Origin of the sequence: Flavobacterium aurantiibacter (assembly GCF_002251775.1) — a bacterium.
GTDB classification, from domain to species: Bacteria; Bacteroidota; Bacteroidia; order Flavobacteriales; family Flavobacteriaceae; genus Flavobacterium; species Flavobacterium aurantiibacter.
This window is the reverse complement of the sequence record NZ_NOXX01000152.1, coordinates 1-6,212: the sequence shown is the minus strand read 5'-3', so window position 1 is coordinate 6,212 and position 6,212 is coordinate 1. Positions and strand designations below refer to the sequence as shown.

Genomic DNA, 6,212 nt, shown 5'->3' with positions numbered 1-6,212 from the left:
GAATTTTCAAAACGAAATTTTCTCTGAGAACAACGTTGTGTTAACAACAGCAATGGAAATCCTATTCTAGTTTTAGCAACCGATGTAAAATAATTCTTTAAAAGCGTGCACTTATCGCAGAAAGGTGATTTTGATAGTCTATATTCAATCTGCAGAACTAATAAAGAAGAATTTTAAACTTATATTCCCGACATAAAATTTTTACCATTGAATATAAAATGAGATCTTCCGTTTTTATAATACTCTTTTCTCTTATCTAACATTCTTACTCCGTCAGACTTAAACGGTTGTTGATTTAGCAATTTTGGATGATTTACAGCTGCAGATACTTTTTCTATTTCATCCTTGTCTGAATTTTGGTTCACATTATTCTTTTTCCAATACCACGCTACTGACTTTATTGCATACTCCAAGTTTGATGATACTGTCGGAACAAAGTCTTCTAATTCCTTTGTCGCTGATTCTTTAGAAAAAAGATGTTTATAAAACTCAATATAGCTGTAATCATGCGTAATAGGTACAAAACCTCGTCCTCGGTAGAAATCCGCCCCTGCTATTCTTGCACTTTCGTCTGATTCATAAGTAGAACCAAATCGTTGTGTTTCAAAATAAACTTGCGTTAAGAAATACAACTTTCTCAAACATATATGTATCTCAAACTTAGGTAATATTTTATTAAATAACTTTGCTAATATTTTAAAATTTGCTTGCTGTTCTTCCAATTAAAGCCTGACTTTACCTGTTGGAAATTAAGGTGCCACTATCTTGAATTTTAGTAAATAAACGTGGCATCGGCTGTAATTGATTGATTAGGATATCTTAAATATTTTAGGACGGTATTAACGGATCTAAGCAGGTTCAATCTCCCAAATAAGCACCACCATGTGCTCTTAGTTAAATACTTCAGAATTCATTGAATTAATAGACTCGCGAATCAAAACAAAAGGTTAACAATACTACCAAAGTAAAAATGTCGCAGAAGAAATTCAACTTCTACCTAGATTACTTAATGACTGCAATTTTATATCTAGTTACCAGTTTTCGTTCACCCATTTTTCCTCTTCGGTGTCCAATTCGTTTTGCCATTGGTTAGTGCCATACCTACAATTAATTTTCTGACAGCTTAGGTTGATCGAATCTAAGATAAATTCTTTTGAAAAAAAATCAATAGCTTTTATATTTAACCTACTACAAGCATACGAATAGAGGGCTTTATCATCTTTTCCTAAGACGCCATCTAGGCGCGTACACGAATCATCCACAAAGATAGTTTCGAAAAAGTAGGTAACATACAATACGCCATTTCTATTTTCGAGAAAGGTGAAGCTTTGATAACCCCGTTGCGTTAGCTTGATGACAAAATTGGAGTCATCTTTCGCTTTCGAACTACTGTGTGTACTCTTTTTAAACGATAGGAGTTCAATTGAAGTGTCGTCAGGAACCCAACGTAGATTCGCCTCCGCAAAATAAGATTTCAATTCGTATTCTTTAGAACTTATTTTTAACACAAATCGATTGATTATGGCTGTATCACCAGAAAAGCGTCGCTGTATGAGCGAAATATAAGGTTGATTTTTCAAGGGTGCAACATGGATTGATCGAAGTACTACTTCCTCAACGTCGTCATGCCGATCACTTGGCCTATTAGTGCAAGCAATAAAAAAAAGAAAAAAGCAAAGCAATCTTTTCATTGAGAGAAAATTTTAATAAGTAATTGATATGCACTTTTTCTTTCTGACAAAGCGCCGTCGCCTCCCTGCACTGCTTTTGTAACTAGTTCAACAGTTCCTTTGTCTGCAATCAGATTTATGTCACCATAAACACTTCCAAACTTCCAATACCAACCAGCAGTATCCAGTGCAACTTCTAAGTTTGTGCTTACAATTTTACAATTTGTGTTGTTGTCCTTGGAACTCTTTACAGAGGAGTTTTTTGAATTTAGATCCTCCGTATTTACAACTGAAACACCTGTATGCTTTTGATATCGTTGATAATTTTCTAGCCAAGTTAAATGGATAAAGCCACGACCTCTATATGGGTCGTAGTCATCTGTCCGACTATTATCGGCCTCAACAGTTTTTGTGAAATATTGTGTTTCTATAAAAATTTGGGAAAAAAAGTGTGCGCGACGTTGGCAATTATTTATCTCGTACTTCGAAAGGGTTACATTTAATTGTGCTGTAAAATTTTCAAAACTGTTATTGGTAACCTCTTCACTCTTAAATTTACAATTGTCAGAATTGCGATGAAAAATTTTATCAATCCTGTATAAATTAGGCAGTTGCGTAAGTGGGAATTTTTCGACCTTTTTTGTTTTCTTATTTTTTTCCGCAAAAAAAGTATTCTCCCGCAAAACTTTCACAATGTTCCTCACATCATCTACAGTAAGATCTCGAGTACAAAATGACTCCTTTTTTTGCTTTTCCTTTACAAAAACCAGTTTAAACTCCCCAGTTTTCGCCGAAAGCCCATCGCAGGTGAGTGTCGCTTGAAACAATAATTCATCTTGCCATAGAAACAAATCGAAAGTAGTCCCTTGGGCATACTTTACTTCAACTACGTTTTCTTGGTTTGATTTTAATTNTCCTTTTTTTGCTTTTCCTTTACAAAAACCAGTTTAAACTCCCCAGTTTTCGCCGAAAGCCCATCGCAGGTGAGTGTCGCTTGAAACAATAATTCATCTTGCCATAGAAACAAATCGAAAGTAGTCCCTTGGGCATACTTTACTTCAACTACGTTTTCTTGGTTTGATTTTAATTGTATGCTGGCTTTAATTGCAGTTTCATTAGTTGCCTGTACTTCCTCGACATAAAGCGTAGCCTTACCGGTTGGAACATTTGGGGTGCTAATTTTGAATTTTAGATAAATAAAATTGTCATCGGCACGGCTCGATTGATAGGTTATGGCTAATTGCTTTGTTTGCTGTTTCTGCTGCTCTCGCAACCGATCTAACGGCTGTACGGCTAGCTGCTCGAAATTAGCATCAAAAGGTATGCCTAGTGCTTTGAGTTTTTCGAATGTTTCGCGTTTCATGATGTTTGGGATTAAACCCCTTGTTGCAAAAATTGTAAACATTGTAAGCCCTTTGGAGACGAGATCAATTTGTTTTCTAATGCATATATACATCTAACCATTCTTGCTCTTCCTTTTCAATTAGACCTTTGCTATTTAGATAATGAATAGTTCTGTAGGTTGGTCCAGATCCTCCTGGATTTTGAAACACCACCAGCTCCTTGATTCCATCATTATTTGTGTCGTAGATGGTGTCTTTAATATAGCTTGCGTCCATCGTATCTCTTTCATAGAACTTAACAAAACCAGATTGGGTTTCTAAAAACCAAAGATATGAACCCGGATACCCTTGATCTAAAACAATTGCGTAGCGTTTATTATTAGAAAAAATGTTACCAAACTTACTTAGCAAAAACCTTGGCACGGGCGATGTAAGTGAGTCTTTATAGGTAAGCTCACGACCTATTTTTAAAACAACTAAACTATCCGGGAAGATATCAGAAGATTTAATATTTTTCATAAACACGTAAATATCAAATTCTTGCTGGTTTTCTTTATTTGCTACTTTTTCGTTACATGAGAAAATGAAGAGTAGTAACAGCGTAATCAATAAATATTTACTCTTCATTTTTTTTGGTTCTTATTGGATAATTATGCTCAAATTCAGGGTGAAAATTCATAAAAGTTGTACCGTATCTATACATATTCACTTTATCATTTTCAAAATAAGGGTACTTCCCATTTTTTCTTTTCTTATTCTCGCCTTGGTATGCAGCAGTTGTAATGTACCGATACTCCCATTCTCTCCTGATCCAAATTGTATCTACTTCTTTGCCATTTTTCAAATCTCTCCACAGCTCTTTACCGACTTGTTTATTGTCTTTTAAGCCAAAAATGTCATGCTCGGGTCTGGCAAATTTCAATCCATCTTTCCATTTTGCGGTTTTAATATCGATGCCATCCCATTTAATACCACCGTTTGAATAATCATAACCACCTATCAATTCATTGATGACAGCGGCAATAGCCAATTTCATTTTATTACTTTTATTTCGATCCTGGTTCTTAATGAAATTATTGTAATTAGGACTCTTTGCTCCGTAGGTTCTATTCAAAACTAATGCTTCGCGGTAGGAATACTTTTTCTTCTTTTCAATTTCTATTCTTCTCTTAAAGTTTCCAGTAGCACTTGCAAGTGCAAAAACTTCTTCTTTGATGATGACTTCGTAGCCCATTGCACTTTCGGCAAAAATAGAACCCGAGAAAAAAAGAAATTCATCATTCTCAATAGCTAACCGGATCGGTGAAATAAATTCAAACCATAATTTCTTGTTGGTTTTGTTTTCACGAGTTACTTTTTTTGCGCAAACAACAATCTCGTTTGATTGACCGTAGCTTCCTAAGAACGTGCCGTCATATAAATAATAGTAGCCGTTTGCACTATTTCTTTTGCCGTTGTAAAGGGTCTGATCTAAAAAAGTAACGTATTCGATATCGTATAAAATCTTCTGCTCGTCATCCAGCTCTTTCTTAACAATTTTATTCTCCTTCAACCGATCTAACGGCTGTACGGCTAGCTGCTCGAAATCAGCATCAAAAGGTATGCCTAGTGCTTTGAGTTTTTCGAATGTTTCGCGTTTCATGACTTAAGAAGTTAAACCCCTTGCAGCAAAAATTGTGCAACAAGGGGTGGTAATGAAAATTGAGATAAATTGTTGTACTTACCGAATTGGCATAAATCTCATTAAATTTTAGTTGAACTATCAGGAAAAAATATAGCTTCTTATTGAACCTGCTTAATACCTAAACTTGGAAATTCTAATCTAATTTTCAATTTCCAACTTCAAGCAACATATAATATTCCGCAAGTTTGCTTTGATATTCTGTTCGATAATAAACCATAATCTGAAAAATGTTAATTCCTGACCGATGAAAGTCATTAATATAATTGGTTGCAAATGCTCGTTTACTTTTTAAATATTCCTTCCATTCGGCATGATACGCTTCCAAACTATCGGCTTCATCCTTAGATTCATTCTTTACTTTTTCATGCAATTTCAGGTAGGCCTTTTCAATTTCAAACTGCCAAGACTGTTTTTCTTTCCTATAGTTCTCTAATAGTACTTTATTGTTACCTAAACCGTCATCAAACTTATAAATTCTACTTAGAGCAAGTTCGTAATGTTGGTCATTTAAAGGCTGACTTACTACATTACTGTCCATATTAGTAGGATTTTTATTGTAGCATGAAATTAAACTGTACGAAAGAAACAAAATTATAAATGGTAACACTCCAGATTTGAGAAATTTTTTAAAAGCGTTAACATAATCTATTTCTGACTTATATTTAGGATCCGTTTTTCCATAGCTATGCCACTGGTTTTTTATAAAAATATCAGCTTGCCTAGCTTGTCGTTTTATTAATCCATTTGAAATCTCTTTCTTTTTAGTTCTTGGGTTAGTTACATAAATTCGTGTCAAAAAGCCCTTATAAATCGATTCTGGGTTTTTTAAATAATAACCATGTCCTCTATTGATAGCCTCTGCTAGCGTCTCGCCGTATCCATTATTGTACACTGCAGAAACTAGAGCGTCAAATTCATACTGAGTTAATTTTACTGTTATTTTCTTGTCACCATTAAAGTTTAATAATTTTGTAATCCCCTCTGTTTGTACATCTTCAATTAGTAACTGTTCCGCTTCACCTAAACTAATACCGCTATCAAAATTTTCTCCTTTTTTTATTTTATGCCCCCAGCCTATTGTCGGAGAGCCTCCTTCAATTGAAGGATACGGATAAATCTTTATCACTTCGCCAGAATTATTATAAACAGGACGTTCGAGACTTTCTATTTCTTTTAAAAATTGATACAAATTTAAGGAAGGTCTAAATTCGGAGATATCTTTTCGTTGAAGAAGCAATGGTTCATTATTTCGATCCATAACATACTTAAGCTTAAACTCCCCAGTTTTCGCCGAAAGCCCATCACAACTCAATGTTGCTCGAAAAAGCAAATCATCTTGCCATAGAAACAAATCGAAAGTAGTCCCTTGGGTATACTTTACTTCAACTACGTTTTCTTGGTTTGATTTTAATTGTATGCTGGCTTTAATTGCAGTTTCATTAGTTGCCTGTACTTCCTCGACATAAAGCGTAGCCTTACCGGTTGGAACATTTGGGGTGCTAATTTTGAATTTTA

General features: G+C 34.7%; 6 protein-coding genes. All 6 read right to left on the bottom strand.

Annotated features, from left to right (window positions below):
• Nucleotides 1-179 precede the first annotated feature (179 nt).
• Nucleotides 180-722 (bottom strand): lysozyme family protein, encoded by a 543-nt coding sequence (locus CHX27_RS03590; protein ID WP_094485400.1) that lies wholly within the window; start codon nt 720-722, stop codon nt 180-182.
• Between the two features lie 309 nt (nt 723-1,031).
• Nucleotides 1,032-1,580 carry a hypothetical protein gene (locus CHX27_RS03585; RefSeq protein WP_133063407.1) on the bottom strand — a complete coding sequence of 183 codons (549 nt, stop codon included), beginning with the start codon at nt 1,578-1,580 and terminating at the stop codon, nt 1,032-1,034.
• 107 nt (nt 1,581-1,687) lie between these two features.
• The gene (locus CHX27_RS03580) at nt 1,688-2,497 is read right to left on the bottom strand and encodes a hypothetical protein (protein ID WP_094485398.1); all 810 of its coding nucleotides are present in this window, start codon (nt 2,495-2,497) and stop codon (nt 1,688-1,690) included.
• 612 nt (nt 2,498-3,109) lie between these two features.
• Nucleotides 3,110-3,640 (bottom strand): hypothetical protein, encoded by a 531-nt coding sequence (locus CHX27_RS03570; RefSeq protein ID WP_094485396.1) that lies wholly within the window; start codon nt 3,638-3,640, stop codon nt 3,110-3,112.
• Nucleotides 3,630-4,655 carry a hypothetical protein gene (locus CHX27_RS03565; RefSeq protein WP_094485395.1) on the bottom strand — a complete coding sequence of 342 codons (1,026 nt, stop codon included), beginning with the start codon at nt 4,653-4,655 and terminating at the stop codon, nt 3,630-3,632. The genes CHX27_RS03570 and CHX27_RS03565 overlap by 11 nt, the downstream gene beginning before the upstream one ends.
• A 187-nt stretch (nt 4,656-4,842) precedes the next feature.
• On the bottom strand, nt 4,843-6,212 hold a 1,370-nt coding region (locus CHX27_RS15485), incomplete at its 5' end, for a glycoside hydrolase family protein (protein ID WP_094485394.1).

What these genes read in the sequence shown, in the direction of transcription:
- CHX27_RS03570 (WP_094485396.1), bottom strand. Translation starts at nt 3,640, where the DNA reads ATGAAGAGTAAATATTTATTGATTACGCTGTTACTACTCTTCATTTTC.
- CHX27_RS03565 (WP_094485395.1), bottom strand. Translation starts at nt 4,655, where the DNA reads ATGAAACGCGAAACATTCGAAAAACTCAAAGCACTAGGCATACCTTTT.